The following is a 15,722-nucleotide window of genomic DNA, read 5'->3' as shown; positions in this document are numbered from 1 at the left end:
AAAAAATACTCAAAATAACGCTTATACTGGTGCTCATTGTGCTGCTCATTGTCAGTGTAGTGTTATTACTGTTTCAATTAAAGCCGGTACAAACGTGGGCAGCCAAAAAGGCAACCAAGTATTTATCAGAAGAACTGCACACAAAGGTTGATGTTAAAAGCCTTTATGTAAAGCCGTTTTCGTCAGTGGTGCTAGAGGGGTTCTACGTGCTTGACAAGCAGCAGGACACCTTGCTTAAAACTCCGCGTTTAATGGTTGAGCTAACAGGCTTTTCGGTTTTTAACAGCATAAAGCGCCGTGAACTTAATTTTGAGCATATTCAGCTTGATAATGGTTCGTTTAAACTTAAGCAGCTGAAAGATAGTACTACCAATCTTGATTTTGTTATTGACTATTTTAGTGGCAAGCCTGATACAGTTAAGAAAGTAAGTAAACCCTGGACGCTAAATTTTGGCCGTATTGTTATCAACAATTTCCGGTTCAGATATAAAAACTACCTCGATACCATTATCACTCCGGGCGTAGTAAACTTCGAAGATCTGGCTGTTAACCGCTTTAGTACAGTGGTTACAGGAATGGATTTAAAAAACCACTTATTTAAAGGGAATGTACAAAACCTTACATTGCATGAAGAGCGCAGTGGTTTTGTATTAAAGAATCTTACGGTTAATGCCCGCGTAGATACTAATCAAATTTTATTGCAAAACCTGCAACTGGTTACACCCTACTCGCATCTGAAAGATTACTTCAGAATGCGGTTTAAATCTTTTTCAGATTTCAGCGACTTCGTAAACAAAGTTCGCATGGATGCTGACATTAAAGATTCACATCTATCGTCAAAAGATATTGCATACTTTACACCTTCGCTCGATAAAACAAATTTTGAGCTGGGTTTAAGCGGGCGGGCCAGTGGTTTGGTAAACAATATAAAGGCACGTAATTTAACAGTAACTGCCGGCCAGGCTACCTATATAAGGGGTAACTTTAACTTAAAAGGACTACCCGATTGGGAAAAAACTTACCTCACGCTCAACTTTAATCAGTTGGCGTCTAATAAAAGAGATCTGGATTACCTTTACACTCATTTTACAGGTAAGCCCAACCAGCGGGTGCCCGATATTTTCAGCAAGTTTGGTAACATCAGCTACACCGGTAAATTAACGGGTACTCAAAACAACCTTAATATTGCCGGCACGTTTAAAACTTTGCTTGGCAGGCTCGACCCAAACATCAACTTGAAATTTGATGCTAAGGGAACGCCTGCTTACAAAGGCACAATAGCTGCTACAAACTTTAATTTGCAAACCCTGCTTGATAACAAAAGCCTCGGACGTACAACGCTTAGCGCAAAAGTTGATGGTAAGGGCGATGATATTAAAAACCTTAATACCATTTTAGATGCCCAAGTAAAGTATTTTGATTACGATGGCTATACCTACCGCAACATTGATATTGACGGCAGCTTTAAAAATCAGCTGGCTAAGGCAAAAATCAAAATTAACGACAGGAACATTAAGCTGAACCTTAATGGCAGCGTAAACTTAAATACACAGTTGCCGCGCTATGCTTTTGCGGCTACACTGCGCGATGCGCACTTAAACAAACTGCGGTTTGTAAAAGATACCCTTACCGTTAGTGCCGATGTTAAAACTAACTTTTGGGGCGATAACATAAATAATTTGCAGGGCTTTGTGCAAATGAACCCTGTACGTATAACTACGCCAAATGATAATTATGTTATTGACACGTTAAGGCTTAATGCCGAAGGCTTGGGCGATAACAGGTTAATAAGCTTACGATCTGACCTGGCTGATGGCAGTATAAAAGGACGTTATGACTTGGCTACACTTCCATCTTATTTTAAATCCATAGCTAAAAAATACATACCATCGTTAAAAACAAAAATATATACTCCCGGCCCTCAAAATTTTGATTTCAGGCTTAATCTTAAGAATCTCGATCCGTTGTTGTTGATTTTTATGCCGGACTTAAAAATTCCGGACGGTGGTACCTTTGTTGGGCGCTTTAATTCGGCCGATAGGACCGCTACGCTCAGCGGGCTTATAAAAACTGTTAAGTACGGTAAAATGGTGTTTCATGACTTCATTGTGGATGAAAGCACCGCCGATAGTTTACTTACACTCAACCTTTCATTAAGCAAGGTTGATATTACCGACAGTCTTTATATTAAGGACATCAACATCACAAACTTTCTGCAGCGCGATAGTCTTAATTTCAACGTTAAGCTGTCTGATAAAAATGCCACAAACCAATTAGACTTGTACGGCCTGGTTGAATTTGGCCGAGACACCACAGCTAAGCTCAAGTTATTGCCATCAGAGGTTGTTTTGGAGCGGCAGTCATGGAAGTTAACTGAGCAGGTGCGTATAAGGCTCCTAAATGGTAAAACAGATATTGAAGATTTTGAACTAACAAATGGCGAGCAGCATGTACGCATTGACGGATTTATATCAGACAAGCCGGAGGATAAGCTGAAGGTTGCCTTTGACAAATTCAGCATGGCAACGCTCAATCAGCTCACCAAATCGGCCGGGGTGGTTTTACATGGGGCTTTAAACGGTGAGGTAAATCTGAGCTCAATTTTAAAGCAACCAGGCGTTGATGCTAATTTGCGGGTAGATTCATTAACAATGAACCAAACCTATGTAGGTGACGTTAAAATTGTTTCTGACCTTGATAATGACCAGAAACGGGCTAATGCAAAACTAAACATATTAAACCGTGGCTTAGAGACTTTAAATATTGCAGGTGCCTATTACTTCGATAAAGGTGAGGGAGATAACCTTGACTTTGATGTACGTATGGATCAAACCGAGGCAATCATTTTTGCTCCGTTTATTAAAAACCTGGTATCAAACGTAAAGGGAACAATCTCTGCCGATATGAAACTTACAGGGAAGTCATCAAATCCTAAGTTAAACGGATCAATTACCCTTGCCAATACCGGAGTAACAGTTGATTACTTAAAAGTACCTTACACAATTAATGATAAGCTAACGGTTGAAAACAGCATCATTAAAATTGATGATATGCGAATAACCGATCCGCGCGGTGGTAAGGGTATCGCCAATGGTAAAATTGATTTGTCTGATTTTGCCAATCCGTTGCTTGATATTAAGGTAAATGCCAATAACCTTATGGCGTTGAACACTACCTTCCGCGATAACAGGCTTTATTACGGTACGGCTTTCGGTAGCGGCGATTTTAGCTTTTCGGGTCCAATTGACAACATGCGGATTGACATTAAAGCCAAAACAGGTGATGGTACGGTGTTCAACATCCCGCTTAATACATCGGCAACTGCCAATGAATATGATTTTATACGTTTTGTAAGTCATAAAGACTCTACCAGGGTAATAAGTACGGCTAATGCATTTAAGGGTGTAACCCTGAACTTTGATCTTTCGGCTGATGAAAAAACGGTGGTACGCATAACCACCGACCTGGGTTTACTTGAAGGACGCGGTGTGGCTAACGGACTAAAGCTTAACATAAACAGCCTGGGCGATTTTGAGATGCGTGGTGACTTTTTGATTTCCTCAGGTAAGTTTGAATTTACGGCTAAAAACTTTATCAGTAAAAATTTCCAGGTAAACCAGGGAGGTACGCTGCGCTGGACGGGTAATCCATCAAACGCTGAAATTAACCTTAAAGCCACCTATGAGCTGCGTACTAACATTGCTAACCTTTATGCAGCAGCGGGGCTTCAATCTCCGCAGGGTACACGTCAGGAACTGGTGCAGGCACAGCTCATTTTGTCAAGAACACTGTTACAACCCACCATTGATTTTGACTTTACTTTCCCGCTTAACGCATCAATTAAAGATGATATGGCAACTTACCTGTCTGACGTAAATAACCGTAACCAGCAGGCGCTAAGCTTAATTGTTAGGCGGCAATTTGCGCCGGGTACCGGCTCAAATATTAACCAGCAGGTGTTAACCACTGCAAGTACCGCTGCAAGTGAATTCTTCTTTAATAAGCTGAACAGCTACATAGCGCAGTCTACCAACTTCCGTAGCCTTGATTTAAACATACGGTCGCAAAATGATGCAAGTGCCTCATTAAGATTATTTAAAGATCGGGTGTTGCTGAACGGAAGTGTTTATAACGTTAACGGAAGTAACGATTTATTCAGCAATAACTCATCTAACCTGTTTAATTCAAGAAACCTCACCGCCGATTTTAACGCGGAGTACCTGATACGTCCTGACGGGCAACTGCGTGCACGGTTTTCGTATCGTACGTTAAACACCACCACGCTTAACACATTAACAACCGAGTATCGCCCTCAGTATGTAAACGGTTTAGGCTTAATTTACCAGCGCGACTTTGATACGTTTGGTGAGTTTTTCAGAAACCTTTTCAGGCGGGGTAGGAGAACCACATCTCAACCGGCAGATAATAGTTCATTTACACCGGTAATTATCGATGAACAGGACGAGGATAAAGAATAGCTAGGTAGATATACACTAAACAAAAAAAGTCATCCCGTAAAAGATGACTTTTTTTATGATGTCTTAATTATTAGTGATTTTTTAGAATCGAGTGCTCCATTTTATCGCGTTTGGTAAGCAGGTAAGCTTCATTATGCGGATTAGGCGTAATTTCAATCGGAACCGTTTCCACAACTTCAAGTCCGTAGCCCATTAAGCCTGTACGCTTTTTGGGGTTATTGCTCATTAAGCGCATTTTAGTAATACCTAAATTACGTATAATTTGTGCGCCTATACCATAATCACGTTGATCCATTTTAAAGCCTAATTGAATGTTGGCTTCAACGGTATCCAAACCGCTTTCCTGCAACTGATAGGCTTTTAATTTATTGATAAGGCCAATACCACGGCCTTCCTGGTTCATGTAAATAATTACGCCTTTGCCTTCCTCGCTAACAATTTCCATTGCTTTATGTAACTGTGGGCCACAATCACAACGGCATGAACCAAATATATCACCGGTTACGCATGAGCTATGCACACGTACAAGCACAGGCTCTTCAGGCTCCCAGCTTCCTTTAATTAAAGCAAGGTGATGTTCGCCGGTGTCCTTTTGCGTGTACGCAATCATTTCAAAATCGCCCCATTGCGTTGGCATTTTCACGGCTACTTCGCGCTCAATTAAGCTTTCTGTGTGTAAACGGTAGGCAATAAGGTCTTTAATTGAGATGATAACCAGATTATGCTCTTTTGCCATTATAAGTAAATCGGGAAGGCGGGCCATTTCGCCATCATCCTTCATTACCTCGCAAATAACGCCTGCAGGTTCAAGGCCGGCCATTACCGGTAAATCAATAGCAGCTTCGGTATGTCCGGCTCTGCGTAACACGCCTCCATCTTTGGCAATTAACGGAAACACGTGTCCTGGTCTGCCCAAATCAGCAGGCTTAGTAGCCGGGTCAATTAGCGCCAGGCTGGTTTTTGAACGGTCAGACGCCGATATGCCGGTTGTGCAGCCATGCCCAAGCAAGTCAACCGAAACGGTGAAATTGGTTTCGAGGGTTGCCGTATTATGATGAACCATTGGTTCAAGTTCAAGTGCTTTAGCGCGCTGCTGAGTGATGGGAGCACAAATTAAGCCCCTGCCATGTTTAGCCATAAAGTTAATGGCTTCGGGGGTAGCGTGGCGGGCGGCAATTAAAAAGTCACCTTCGTTTTCGCGGTCGTCATCGTCTACAACAATGATCATTTTACCGGCTCTTATGGCTTCAATAGCTTCAGGTATCGTATTTAGCATGGTTGGTTGTTGGTTAGCAGCCGGCAAATAGCATCGGCCGTTAACTCTTATGTAAACAAAGTTACATTATATGTTAGCGCAAACAAGTCGGCGTTGTGTAAAATCAACACAATTAAAATCAACACAATTAAGCTTGTACTGCCTTGCGTTTAAATAACTTATTGAAAAACCGCTTGTAAGCTTCGGTATCAAAAAGTACCGAATCATTGGCAGCTTTATATGATAAAAATAGCCCTATTGGTGTAAGGATGATAATGGCTGCCCACATGCCCATTGCTGGTGTGATGCTGCCTTCCTTTGCCGATTTTTCGCCTATGGTTGCTATAATGTAATACAACAGGAAGAATATTACTGATACCACAACTGGTAAACCCAATCCACCTTTACGTATAATGGCGCCAAGCGGTGCACCTATTAAAAATAGCGCAAGACACGCAGCTGATAGGGTAAACTTCTTTTGATACTCAATAGAGTATTTGCGTACGGTTTTTGACTCCTCGGCATAACGCTCGGCCATAGGTCGCAGCATTTCTCTTAATGACTGTGCCTCGCTCTGCGCCTGCGGGAGTGCACTTTCAAGCTCTTTGCCTTTTAGCTCAACCGCAGGCATAGGTTTTAGGGTCCCGTCCTTAGGCGCCTTGTGCAGCATGGTAAAATACTTTAGGTAAGGCGCCATCATACTCATGTTGCTGCTTGTTGATTTGGCAAGCGTTTTTGCCACCGAATCCTGCGACAAGCTAAGCTGCTTCAAATTCATCATTTGTATGGTGGAGCGCCATTCACTGGCATCAGTGCGTTTCATTTTGAAGCCCGAAAGGTCAAATTTTTGCTCGGTAGATGCAAAGCGCCGGCGAGTAAATTGCTGCCTTGGGTTAAAGCTGTTTTTGCCTTTTTCTTCAATATACTGTACACCGTTTTTAAACTTTACCACCAGGAATAAATCATCAGGCGTACGGTACATAACACCTTCCTTTGCAAACAGTACACTGAGGTTATCTGAGTTCTCCTCCTTTTTGTACATCATAACATCGTGCAGGGTTTGCCCGTCGGCATCTTTCTTTTTTACACGTATAGAATAACCCGGGAAGCTGTTATTAAATACACCCTCAGATATTAAGAATGCAGTTTTTTGCTGACGCACATCATATAATAGCGAGTAATACTTAAAATTGGCAATAGGCAGCATGTAGTCAGAAAATAAAAATGCGCCTATGCTTAGCATGGTCACTACTATCATCATAGGGTACATGGCACGGCCCAATGATATACCTGCTGATTTAATAGCCACCAACTCATAATTTTCGCCAAGGCTGCCATACGTCATAATAGAAGACAGCAGGATAGATAAAGGCAGGGCCATAGCCACGTTGGTCATGGATGCATACATCATCAGCTCTAAAATGATGTACCATTGAAAACCTTTTCCAATGAGGTCGTCAATGTATTTAAACAAAAACAACATCAGCAACACAAACATCACAATGAAAAAGGTAACAACAAACGGCCTTATAAACGACTTTAAAATTAAGAGGTGTATCTTTTTCACTAAGCAAAGTTACGTAAATACGCCATTGTACCCAACAGCGCTGCTGAGAACCTTAAACGGTTACGTTACATGAATATTATATAGGTTATTGGCGTTGTTGAATGGTAGCCTTACGCTCCGATTACGCCAAACAGATAATCAATCTGGTTATCCCAAATCAGCTTGCGCTCGGCAATCGTATCTTCGGTAGCAAAATCGGTAATATTCAGGGCAACATCATTGGTAAGTTCGTCCTGCACAATTTCCATTTCAAAATAATATTGCGGCTCATCATCAAGCCACCTAAAGCGAACAAACTTATTTTCTTTTGCTGCCAGTAGCTTGGCTTTCTGCTCTTCATCATCCCAGGTGAAGGTGAAAGTTTGATCGCGGTATACAACTTTATCGGCAAACCATTGATTAAGCCCATTGGCTTCACTTATAAAACTATATAAAATGCGCGGAGATGATTTAATTTCATACTCCAGGTTGAACTTTTTTTTATCGGACATATATCAGGTTTACAGAGGGTTTTGCCGGCTGTGGTGTAAATGTTAAACATTTTTTCTAAAGAAAAGTAAATTATCCTATATTTGCAAACCTTTTTAGGGAACGCTGCTACAGGCAGATACTTAACCAGGGACTTATACGGCGGGGTAGCTCAGATGGTTAGAGCGTAGGATTCATAACCCTAAGGTCGGCAGTTCGATCCTGCTCCCCGCTACCATTTAGGGCAAATCAAATTTTTATTTGGTTTGCCCATTTTTTTTGTCCCAAAAATTCATTATCTGTTGCAATCCTTGTTCAATTACCTTATTTAAAACAAATAGATTACCGGATTGATTACTTGTAAACTTAAAGATGCAAGTAAGAAATAGCCTTTTAATTGCTTTAGCCTTATTGATCGTTGGATGCGAGAACAAAAAATCTCATTCAAATAAAGAAACTGCCGGGCAAGGCAGTACAGAGGTGAAACAAAAAAAGGCGGTGGATAAACCGGTGGTCAACGTAAGGCAATCTATTGTCATAAGTTGCGGGTCTGGCTGCGCTATGAGTTACTCACCAAAAGCAGTTAACATACAAAGTGGAAGCATCAAAGTTAACTTTGAAGTTAAAATGTACGAGGATGAAGCGCTAACTGATAGCTATGATGAAACGTACGTATTTTACTATACAGATGCTAAAAAAGTAGAGAAAATTATAAAGGACGGCGAAAAGGATGACGTTTTAAAAACCTTAATGCCTGCTTCCCAAAGAGCATTTATTGAATTTGGTGAAAATTTAGTTGAGGTAAAGGATTCTGCAAATACTCCTATGTAGGAGAATAGGTTTGTTTCCTCAAAAAAAAGTCTAAATCAGTTACTTGCCTCTTAGTTTTGATCAATATTTGTATGACAACTTCTCTGAAGCAAAGCATATCTCAAACCAACCAACCAGTTATTTAATAACCATGATGGTTAGTGCAAAAACGTTGCTAATGGTTAATTAAAGCTATACGTAATTGGTGAAAATTTGATAGCAATAGCTATCAAATAAAAATGCCACATAACATTCAGTTATGTGGCATTTTTATTTTAGGCTTTAATATTAAATTAAATCGAAGCCTATGTCTTTTCTAAAGTATTTACCGTCATAGTAAATGCGGCTGGCGTCAAGGGTGGCTTGTTGCAGGGCTGTAAACATATCGTCCTGTAATGAGGTTACGGCAATAACACGGCCACCTGTGGTAATAACATCATCACCCTGCATGCCGGTACCTGCGTGAAAGGCAATAGAACCACGGATGTTTTCCAGGCCGCTCATTACTTTGTTTTTAAGGTACTCGCCGGGGTAGCCGCCTGCTACGCACATTACGGTAGCTGCTACTTTAGGAGATATTGTGAATTGTTTCTCAATTAAGTTTTCTTCCGCAACGCCCAACAGCAAGTCCACTAAATCCGATTCAATGCGCGGTAATACACTTTCGGTTTCAGGGTCGCCCATGCGGCAGTTATATTCAATAGTATAGGGCTCACCATCGCAGTTCATCAGGCCTATAAAAATAAAGCCTTTGTATGGAATGCCTTCAGCTTTTAAACCTTCAACGGTTGGTATTACAATGCGCTGCTCTACTTTGCTTAAAAAGTCTTTATCGGCAAATGGAACAGGTGATACTGACCCCATGCCGCCTGTATTTAAGCCCGTGTCGCCTTCGCCAACACGTTTATAATCTTTGGCGGAGGGTAAAATTTTGTAACTATTGCCATCGGTTAAAATGAACACCGAAAGCTCAATGCCTTGCAAAAATTGCTCAATAACCACCTTCGAGCTGGCATCGCCAAACTTGGCTTCGTTCAGCATCTCTACCAGTTCCTGCTGTGCTTCCTGTAAGGTGGTGCAAATTAAAACGCCTTTACCGGCAGCTAAACCATCAGCCTTCAAAACAATGGGCAAACCCTGGGTAGCCAGGTATTCCAGGCCGTCCTGCAATGTATCGCGCGTAAATGTGCGCGATGCAGCAGTTGGGATGTTATAGCGTTGCATAAACTGCTTTGAAAAATCTTTGCTGCCTTCTAATTGAGCGCCCTCTTGCTGCGGGCCAATTACAGGCACATTCTTCAATTGTTCATCGGCCAGAAAGAAATCGTGAATACCTTTTACCAATGGCTCTTCCGGTCCAACCAAAACCATGTTGATGCCTTTTTCGAGCACAAGAGCTTTGATGCCTTCAAAATCGGTAACCTTTAAGTTAACGTTGATGCCGTATTGGCCGGTACCGGCATTACCCGGAGCTATGTAAAGCTGCTCACACAATGTACTTTGCGATAGTTTCCAGGCAAAAGCGCTCTCGCGGCCGCCCGAACCAATGATCAGGATATTCATGCCTGCAAAGATAGAGTTTAAGCGTTGAGTTAGGTGATTGCTGGTATTAGTTTTTGAGTTTAGCTGTCAAAAAGCCACACCAAAGGAAGATATGTCATAGTAATATCATCGAATTTAAATGGCTATGTAAGTTAAGGTTGTTTGCCAATTATTAGCCCTCATTGCATTCAACTTAACTATCCTGTTGCAAACTATGAAGTAAAACTTTTAAAACGTAACTTCGCGCCTGTCATAATGCCACTATTGGGCGGGTTGGCGTAATTGTTGGGTTGAAGAGACGAATTATATCAAAATTATGTTAGGATTTATCAGTAAGCTTTTTGGAAGCAAATCAGAACGCGATGTTAAAAGCATTCAGCCACTGGTTGAGAAAATAAAAAGCGAATTTGCCAAGCTCGAAAACCTGAGCAACGATGAGTTGCGGGGTAAAACCATATACTTTAAAGAGAAAATTGCTGAAGGTTTAGCTTCAATTGACGAGCAGATAAAAGCTATTAAAGCTGATATTGACGCTAATCCTGATATGGATGTAAACGCTAAAGTTGAGCTTTACGGCCAGGTTGATAAGTTAGAAAAGGACCGTAACAAGGAACTTGAAGTTATCTTGTTGGATATATTGCCACAGGCTTTTGCCGTGGTTAAAGAAACTGCACGCCGCTGGGCTGGCAACCCTCACATTGAGGTTACTGCAACTGAGTTTGACCGCCAATTGGCTGCCCGCAAAGGCAACGTAGTTATACAAGGCGATAAAGCATTGCACGCCAGCAGCTGGATAGCCGCCGGCAACGAGGTTAAATGGAACATGGTGCATTACGATGTACAGCTTATAGGTGGTAGCGTATTGCACAGCGGTAAAATTGCCGAGATGGCTACAGGCGAGGGTAAAACCCTGGTAGCTACTTTGCCTGCTTACCTAAATGCATTAGCCGGACAAGGCGTACACATTGTAACCGTGAACGATTACCTTGCCCGTCGCGACTCGGAGTGGATGGGTCCGCTGTATGAGTTCCACGGCCTTTCGGTTGATTGTATTGATAAGCACGAGCCTAACTCAGAAGCCCGCCGTAACGCCTACCTTGCTGATATTACTTTTGGTACCAACAACGAATTTGGTTTTGACTACCTGCGTGATAACATGACCCGTACCCCTGAAGAGCTGGTGCAACGCAAGCTGCATTTTGCCATGGTGGATGAGGTTGACTCGGTATTGGTTGATGATGCACGTACCCCATTAATTATATCGGGCCCAATACCACGCGGCGATGAGCATGAGTTTTATATGCTTAAACCACGTATTGAACGCTTGGTAAACGCACAAAAAGATTTTGTAAACAAAGCTTTAAACGAAGCTAAAAAGCAAATAAACGAAGGTAAAACCGGTAGCGACGAAGGCGGTATGGCCTTAATACGTGCACACCGTGGTTTACCTAAAAGCAAAGCCTTAATTAAGTTTTTGAGCGAGGGCGGTAACCGCACCGTGCTTCAAAAAACAGAGAATTATTACATGCAGGACCAAGGCAAGGAAATGCCTAAGGTTGATGCTGAATTGTTTTTTGTTATTGACGAGAAAAACAACTCGGTTGAGCTTACTGAAAAAGGTATTGAATTAATTACAGCATCGGGCGAAGACGCTAAGTTCTTTGTTATGCCTGACGTTGGTACCGAGATTGCCAAAATTGAAAAGTCAGACTTAAGCGCCGAAGAGAAAGTTGCGCAAAAAGACGAGCTGATGCGCGATTTCTCAATCAAATCAGAGCGTATTCACTCCATAAATCAATTGCTTAAGGCTTATACCTTATTTGAAAAGGATACCGAATACATTGTTGACGAAGGCAAGGTTAAAATTGTAGACGAGCAAACCGGTCGTATTTTAGATGGCCGCCGTTACTCTGACGGTTTACACCAAGCTATTGAGGCTAAAGAAAATGTTAAGGTAGAGGATGCTACGCAAACCTTTGCTACCATTACGCTGCAAAACTACTTCCGTATGTACCACAAGCTTTGTGGTATGACAGGTACTGCAGTAACCGAAGCTGGTGAGTTGTGGGAAATATACAAACTCGATGTGGTAGAAATACCAACCAACGTTGTTGCTAAGCGCGATGACCGCCAGGATTTGGTTTACCGTACCATGCGCGAAAAATACAATGCCGTTGCTGAAGAAATTGTACAACTAACACAGGCTGGTCGTCCGGTACTGGTGGGCACAACCTCGGTTGAAATTTCAGAGTTATTGAGCCGCATGCTTAAACTGCGCGGCATTAAACATAACGTACTCAACGCCAAAATGCACCAAAAGGAGGCCGATATTGTGGCCGAAGCTGGTAAGGCAGGTACTGTTACCATTGCAACCAACATGGCTGGCCGTGGTACGGATATTAAGTTGGGCCCTGGCGTTAAGGAAGCCGGAGGTTTAGCCATTGTGGGTACTGAGCGCCATGAGTCGCGCCGTGTCGATCGCCAGTTGCGTGGTCGTGCCGGTCGTCAGGGCGACCCGGGTTCATCACAGTTCTTTGTATCGTTAGAGGATAACCTAATGCGTTTATTTGGATCAGAGCGTATTTCTAACCTGATGGTACGTATGGGTATTGAAGAGGGCGAGGTTATTCAGCACTCTATGATTACCAAGTCTATAGAACGTGCACAGAAAAAAGTAGAAGAGAACAACTTTGGTATACGTAAGCGCTTGCTGGAGTATGACGACGTAATGAACTCTCAGCGTACAGTAATTTATACCAAACGTAAAAATGCCTTGTTTGGCGAGCGTTTGGATGTTGACATCAACAATACCATTTATGATGTGGTTGAAGATGTAGTAACGGAGTACAAGGATTCTAACAACTACGAAGGCTTCCAACTGGAAATTATCCGTTTATTCTCGGTTGATCCGGAAGTTACGCAGGAAGAGTTTGCCGGTGGTAACGCTAATAAAATTACCGAAGCAGTGTTTGCAACAGTAACTGCATTCTACCACCGTAAAATGGAGAGTATTGCCGAACAGGCTAACCCTGTTTTGCAAGACGTTTACAAAACCCGCGGCGAGTATATTGAAAACATTGTAGTGCCGTTTACTGATGGCGTACATGGTATACAGGTAGCTGTGCCATTGAAAAAGGCAGTTGACAATAATGGTTTGGAAGTGTTTAAATCGTTTGAGAAAAACGTAACGCTATACCTTATTGATGATGCCTGGAAAGAGCACCTGCGCGAAATGGATGAGTTAAAGCAATCGGTACAAAACGCTGTTTATGAGCAGAAAGATCCGTTGTTGGTTTACAAATTCGAAGCGTTTGAATTGTTCCGCCAAATGCTGGCTAACGTAAATAAAGAATTGGTTAGCTTCTTGTTCAGAGGTGGCATTCCGGTTCAGCAGGCTCCTGAAGAGGTGCACGAAGCGCAGCCAATACCACGTACTGATATGCGCCAGTTACGCATGAGTAAGCCCGAATTAGTGCACGAAACCAACGGTGTGCCTGATGAAGAGCTTGTACAGGAAAAACAGCAGCCGGTACGTGCCGAACAAAAAATAGGCAGAAATGATCCTTGTCCTTGCGGCAGTGGTAAAAAATTCAAAAACTGTCACGGGGCTTAATTACCGTACCGTAGCATAAAACACAAGTACGTCATTGCGAGGTACGAAGCAATCTCTGCTGTAATACAGAAATCATCAGAGCGTTTCGTACTTTGCAATGGCGTTTTTATTTAATAGGGATGTTTTCAAAAAGAGTAAAAGGAGTTTTTACTTCAGTACATAATAAATTTGGAATTGCATTAGCAACCTGTATTATTGCCTGCTTATTTGCCTTTTCGGCAAAGGCTCAAAATCAGCAAGGTGAGCGTGGCAAGCTTGAAGTAATTAAAGACTCACGCATTGATTCGCTTATTGCCCACCGTGGCAACCTTTCAAAAGGTATGGTGCGCGGAGCCGGTCTTTCATCCTCATATGGTTACCGTGTGCAATTTTTTATTGGTCCTAACCGCAAAAGTGCATTCGATGCGCAAAACAGAATGCAGCAAATGCACCCTGAATTACGCACTTATATAAACTACGCCGAGCCTAACTTTAAAGTGAAGGCAGGTGACTTCCGCACGCGGCTCGAAGCATCAAAACTTATGCAGGAGCTACGGGGCACTTTTACTTCGTTATTTATTATATCCGAAAAAATTAATCCGCCCAAACTGGACGCTAATCCTAATATGCAATGATTAAAGAAAAGATACAGGAACTATCCAAAAGTATATTCAGCAATATTGTTGGCTACCGCCGTCACCTGCATGCCAACCCCGAGCTGTCATTTGATGAGGTGCAAACTTCTGCTTATGTAGAGGCACGTTTAGATGAACTGGGTATTCCGCATAGCCGTCTGGCTAATAATGGCGTTGTGGGTTTGTTGAAGGGCAATAAGCCATCTGAAAACGTTATCGCCTTACGCGCCGATATGGACGCGCTGCCCATTACAGAGGCTAATGATGTTCCATACAAATCAAAAAACGTAGGCGTAATGCATGCTTGCGGTCATGACGTGCATACATCATCGTTATTGGGTACTGCTACCATTTTAAGCAGCCTCAAAGATGAGTTTGGCGGCACCATTAAACTGATATTTCAACCTGCCGAAGAGAAACTACCCGGCGGCGCCAACCTCATGATACAAGAAGGCGTGCTTGAAAATCCAAAGCCACAGGCCGTTTTGGGTCAGCACGTAATGCCTTTGATAGACGCCGGTAAGGTAGGTTTCCGTGCAGGTAAATACATGGCCAGCACTGATGAAATTTATGTTACCGTGCATGGTAAAGGTGGCCACGGTGCACAACCCCAGCAAAACATTGATCCGGTTATTATCACGGCTCACATACTTACTGCGCTGCAACAGGTTGTAAGCCGCTTTGCCGATCCTAAAAGCCCATCGGTGCTATCATTTGGTAAGGTGATTGCCAACGGCGCTACTAACATCATTCCTAATGAGGTTTACCTTGAGGGTACCTTCCGTACCATGGATGAGCAATGGCGTAAAGAAGCACACATTAAGATGAAAAAGATGGCCGAAGGCATTGCCGAAAGCATGGGCGGAAGCTGTGATTTTGAGATTAGGAATGGTTACCCGTTCCTCATTAATGAAGAGAAACTAACAGCTGCCGCGCGTGGCTATGCCGAAGATTACTTAGGTAAAGAGAACGTACTCGACCTCGACATATGGATGGCCGCCGAAGACTTTGCTTACTTTTCACAAGCCGCCGACAGCTGTTTTTACCGTTTAGGTACCCGCAATGAAAGCCGTGGCATAACCTCTGCCGTACATACGCCAACATTTGATGTAGATGAAGATGCGCTGGCTATAAGTACCGGTTTAATGGCATACATGGCTGTTAAGCAGTTGGGTAATTGATTGGTTGAATTTAGTTAGAATAGTTAAGTTTATAAGCTTGTCATCTCGAACGATAGTGGAAAATCCTGTTTAAGCTGCGAAGCTTGCATGCATTAACAAGATTTTTCCTAACGTCGAAATGACAAGATGCTTATATAAATATAATAAATGCAGAAAGCCGCTCAATTGAGCGGCTTTCTGCATTTATTAGCGAG

The 15,722-nt window shown here is 42.5% G+C and carries 9 protein-coding genes and 1 tRNA gene; 6 read left to right on the top strand and 4 right to left on the bottom strand.

Features of this window, described 5'->3' with window-relative positions; translation table 11 throughout:
* The first annotated feature begins 38 nt into the window (after positions 1 to 38).
* Complete coding sequence (locus GO816_RS15805) at positions 39 to 4,478, top strand: translocation/assembly module TamB domain-containing protein (RefSeq protein WP_157542909.1); 4,440 nt, start codon at positions 39 to 41, stop codon at positions 4,476 to 4,478.
* 70 nt (positions 4,479 to 4,548) lie between these two features.
* Here the strand turns inward: GO816_RS15805 and GO816_RS15800 are convergent, their stop codons facing one another.
* The 3 genes from GO816_RS15800 to GO816_RS15790 form a co-directional block, all read right to left on the bottom strand.
* A complete protein-coding gene (locus tag GO816_RS15800) occupies positions 4,549 to 5,754 on the bottom strand; it encodes a bifunctional 3,4-dihydroxy-2-butanone-4-phosphate synthase/GTP cyclohydrolase II (RefSeq protein WP_157542908.1) in 1,206 nt (401 codons plus the stop codon).
* Positions 5,755 to 5,881: 127 nt separating this feature from the next.
* Positions 5,882 to 7,300 carry an LptF/LptG family permease gene (locus tag GO816_RS15795; protein WP_317163646.1) on the bottom strand — a complete coding sequence of 473 codons (1,419 nt, stop codon included), beginning with the start codon at positions 7,298 to 7,300 and terminating at the stop codon, positions 5,882 to 5,884.
* Positions 7,301 to 7,410: 110 nt separating this feature from the next.
* Positions 7,411 to 7,791, bottom strand: coding sequence for an START-like domain-containing protein (locus GO816_RS15790; RefSeq protein ID WP_157542907.1), 381 nt, complete (start codon positions 7,789 to 7,791; stop codon positions 7,411 to 7,413).
* A 138-nt stretch (positions 7,792 to 7,929) separates the two neighbouring features.
* Between GO816_RS15790 and GO816_RS15785 the strand changes: the two genes are divergently transcribed.
* Together GO816_RS15785 and GO816_RS15780 are read left to right on the top strand one after the other, a co-directional pair.
* Positions 7,930 to 8,006: transfer RNA gene (locus tag GO816_RS15785), tRNA-Met, on the top strand.
* Between the two features lie 134 nt (positions 8,007 to 8,140).
* Positions 8,141 to 8,599, top strand: a complete 459-nt coding sequence (locus GO816_RS15780) for a hypothetical protein (protein ID WP_157542906.1) — start codon at positions 8,141 to 8,143, stop codon at positions 8,597 to 8,599.
* A 267-nt stretch (positions 8,600 to 8,866) separates the two neighbouring features.
* Here GO816_RS15780 and purD read toward each other — a convergent pair whose 3' ends face one another.
* Positions 8,867 to 10,141 carry a phosphoribosylamine--glycine ligase gene (gene purD, locus GO816_RS15775; RefSeq protein ID WP_157542905.1) on the bottom strand — a complete coding sequence of 425 codons (1,275 nt, stop codon included), beginning with the start codon at positions 10,139 to 10,141 and terminating at the stop codon, positions 8,867 to 8,869.
* Between the two features lie 295 nt (positions 10,142 to 10,436).
* Here purD and secA point away from each other — a divergent pair, with 295 nt between their 5' ends.
* The 3 genes from secA (at position 10,437) to GO816_RS15760 (ending at position 15,528) form a co-directional block, all read left to right on the top strand.
* Positions 10,437 to 13,733 (top strand): preprotein translocase subunit SecA, encoded by a 3,297-nt coding sequence (gene secA / locus GO816_RS15770; RefSeq protein ID WP_157542904.1) that lies wholly within the window; start codon positions 10,437 to 10,439, stop codon positions 13,731 to 13,733.
* Positions 13,734 to 13,852: 119 nt separating this feature from the next.
* Positions 13,853 to 14,347, top strand: coding sequence for an SPOR domain-containing protein (locus GO816_RS15765; protein ID WP_157542903.1), 495 nt, complete (start codon positions 13,853 to 13,855; stop codon positions 14,345 to 14,347).
* Complete coding sequence (locus tag GO816_RS15760; RefSeq protein WP_157542902.1) at positions 14,344 to 15,528, top strand: M20 metallopeptidase family protein; 1,185 nt, start codon at positions 14,344 to 14,346, stop codon at positions 15,526 to 15,528. Before GO816_RS15765 ends, GO816_RS15760 begins: the two co-directional genes overlap by 4 nt.
* Positions 15,529 to 15,722 lie beyond the last annotated feature (194 nt).

Origin of the sequence: Mucilaginibacter aquatilis (assembly GCF_009755275.1) — a bacterium.
Classification (GTDB): Bacteria; Bacteroidota; Bacteroidia; order Sphingobacteriales; family Sphingobacteriaceae; genus Mucilaginibacter; species Mucilaginibacter aquatilis.
Note: the sequence above shows the minus strand (reverse complement) of the source record. Positions and strands in the feature narration are given on the sequence as shown.